The following is a 2843-nucleotide window of genomic DNA, read 5'->3' as shown; positions in this document are numbered from 1 at the left end:
CACCCGGAGGTGCACGGCACACGGACCGGACCCCGCCGGACCGAAAGGTGAGACGGAGCTGACCACGATATGACCGACGGGTAGGGTCTGGTGACGTGCCGAAGCCCCTCAGTCTCCCCTTCGACCCCATCGCCCGCGCCGACGAACTCTGGAAGCAGCGCTGGGGAAACGTGCCCTCCATGGCCGCGATCACCTCGATCATGCGGGCCCACCAGATCCTGCTGGCCGAGGTCGACGCGGTGGTCAAGCCGTACGGGCTGACGTTCGCGCGTTACGAGGCCCTGGTGCTGCTCACCTTCTCCAAGGCCGGCGAGCTGCCGATGTCGAAGATCGGCGAGCGGCTCATGGTGCACCCCACGTCCGTGACGAACACAGTGGACCGCCTGGTCAGGTCGGGCCTGGTGGCCAGGCGTCCCAACCCCAACGACGGGCGCGGCACGCTCGCCGTCATCACCGACAAGGGCCGCGAGGTGGTCGAGTCGGCCACCCGCGACCTGATGGCGATGGACTTCGGACTCGGGGCCTACGACGCCGAGGAGTGCGCGGAGATCTTCGCGATGCTGCGCCCGCTGCGGATCGCCGCGCACGACTTCGAGGAGGACTGACGCGAGGGGCGAGGAGCGAGGGACGACCCGGGGCAGGATCTCCCGGAACGGGCGGTTACGCTCGTCTCCATGAAACGAAGCGTGCTGACCCGCTACCGCGTCATGGCCTACGTCACCGGTGTGCTGCTGGTCCTGCTGGTTCTCGGCATGATCGGCAAGTACGTGCTCGACATGAACGGCGCGGCGGACTTCACGCGCCTGGTGGGCATCGCGCACGGCTGGCTGTACGTCATCTACCTCGTCTTCGCCTTCGACCTGGGCTCCAAGGCGAAGTGGCCGGTCGCCAAGCAGCTGTGGGTCCTGCTGGCCGGCACGATTCCCACGGCCGCTTTCGTTGTCGAGCGCAAGGTCACCCACGAGCTGGAGTCCAGGCTCGCGCAGGACGAGGCCCCCGCGGTCGCCAAGGCGTAACCGGACCGCTGTACGAACGCCGTACGGCGGTCTGCCATCGACGTTTACTAGGGCGTCCTAGTAAATTCGAGGGTATGGACGCTGACGCCATCGAGGAGGGCCGCCACCGCTGGCAGGCCCGGTACGACGCCGCACGCAAGCGCGACGCGGACTTCAGCACGCTCTCCGGCGACCCCGTGGAGCCGGTGTACGGACCCCGGCCCGGGGACAGGTACGAGGGCTTCGAGCGGATCGGCTGGCCCGGGGAGTACCCCTTCACCCGCGGGCTGTACCCGACCGGCTACCGGGGCCGCGCCTGGACGATCCGGCAGTTCGCCGGGTTCGGCAACGCCGAGCAGACCAACGAGCGCTACAAGATGATCCTCGGCAACGGCGGAGGCGGGCTCTCGGTCGCCTTCGACATGCCGACGCTCATGGGCCGCGACTCCGACGACCCGCGCTCCCTGGGCGAGGTCGGCCACTGCGGAGTGGCGATCGACTCGGCCGCCGACATGGAGGTCCTGTTCAAGGACATCCCGCTCGGCGACGTCACCACCTCCATGACGATCAGCGGGCCGGCGGTCCCCGTCTTCTGCATGTACCTGGTCGCCGCCGAGCGCCAGGGCGTGGACACCTCCGTCCTCAACGGCACACTCCAGACGGACATCTTCAAGGAGTACATCGCTCAGAAGGAGTGGCTCTTCGAGCCCGAGCCGCACCTGCGCCTCATCGGCGACCTGATGGAGTACTGCGCCTCCCGCATCCCCGCCTACAAGCCGCTGTCGGTCTCCGGCTACCACATCCGCGAGGCGGGGGCGACGGCCGCGCAGGAGCTGGCGTACACGCTGGCGGACGGCTTCGGGTACGTCGAGCTGGGGCTGAGTCGGGGCCTGGACGTCGACGTCTTCGCGCCGGGCCTGTCCTTCTTCTTCGACGCGCACGTCGACTTCTTCGAGGAGATCGCCAAGTTCCGCGCCGCGCGCCGCATCTGGGCGCGGTGGATGCGGGACGTGTACGGCGCGAAGTCCGAGAAGGCGCAGTGGCTGCGCTTCCACACGCAGACCGCGGGCGTCTCGCTGACCGCCCAGCAGCCGTACAACAACGTCGTCCGTACGGCCGTGGAGGCGCTCGCGGCGGTGCTCGGCGGCACCAACTCGCTGCACACCAACGCGCTCGACGAGACCCTCGCGCTGCCCAGCGAGCAGGCCGCGGAGATCGCGCTGCGCACCCAGCAGGTGCTGATGGAGGAGACCGGTGTCGCCAACGTCGCCGACCCGCTGGGCGGTTCGTGGTACGTCGAGCAGCTCACGGACCGGATCGAGGCGGACGCGGAGAAGATCTTCGAGCAGATCAAGGAGCGGGGGCTGCGGGCGCACCCCGACAGGCAGCACCCGATCGGGCCGATCACGTCCGGGATCCTGCGGGGGATCGAGGACGGGTGGTTCACCGGGGAGATCGCGGAGTCGGCGTTCCGGTACCAGCGGGCGCTGGAGAAGGGCGACAAGAAGGTCGTCGGGGTGAACGTCCACACGGGCTCCGTGACCGGTGACCTGGAGATCCTGCGGGTGAGCCACGAGGTGGAGCGGGAGCAGGTCCGGGTGCTCGCTGAGCGGAAGACCGGGCGGGACGAGGCCGCTGTGCGCTCCGCGCTGGACGGGATGCTGAGTGCTGCGCGCTCCGGAGCGAACATGATCGAGCCGATGCTGGACGCCGTCCGCGCCGAGGCCACGCTGGGCGAGATCTGCGACGCGCTGCGGGAGGAGTGGGGGGTGTACACCGAGCCCGCGGGGTTCTAGTGATCGGAGTAGGGGTCGGCGCGGGTTTTCCCTCGCCCCCGCCGCCCCTACC

General features: G+C 69.3%; 3 protein-coding genes. All 3 read left to right on the top strand.

Translation table 11 applies throughout. The features are described from left to right. Window positions 1-95 precede the first annotated feature (95 nt). The 3 genes from C1I97_RS34680 (at window position 96) to C1I97_RS34670 (ending at window position 2791) form a co-directional block, all read left to right on the top strand. Complete coding sequence (locus tag C1I97_RS34680; protein WP_111006946.1) at window positions 96-605, top strand: MarR family winged helix-turn-helix transcriptional regulator; 510 nt, start codon at window positions 96-98, stop codon at window positions 603-605. A gap of 69 nt (window positions 606-674) precedes the next feature. Further along, a complete protein-coding gene (locus tag C1I97_RS34675; RefSeq protein ID WP_111006945.1) occupies window positions 675-1016 on the top strand; it encodes a DUF3817 domain-containing protein in 342 nt (113 codons plus the stop codon). A 74-nt stretch (window positions 1017-1090) separates the two neighbouring features. Next, the gene (locus tag C1I97_RS34670) at window positions 1091-2791 is read left to right on the top strand and encodes an acyl-CoA mutase large subunit family protein (RefSeq protein ID WP_111006944.1); all 1701 of its coding nucleotides are present in this window, start codon (window positions 1091-1093) and stop codon (window positions 2789-2791) included. Window positions 2792-2843 lie beyond the last annotated feature (52 nt).

Origin of the sequence: Streptomyces sp. NTH33 (assembly GCF_003236365.1) — a bacterium.
In the GTDB taxonomy this organism is placed as follows: domain Bacteria; phylum Actinomycetota; class Actinomycetes; order Streptomycetales; family Streptomycetaceae; genus Streptomyces.
This window is presented reverse-complemented; position numbering and strand designations above follow the sequence as displayed.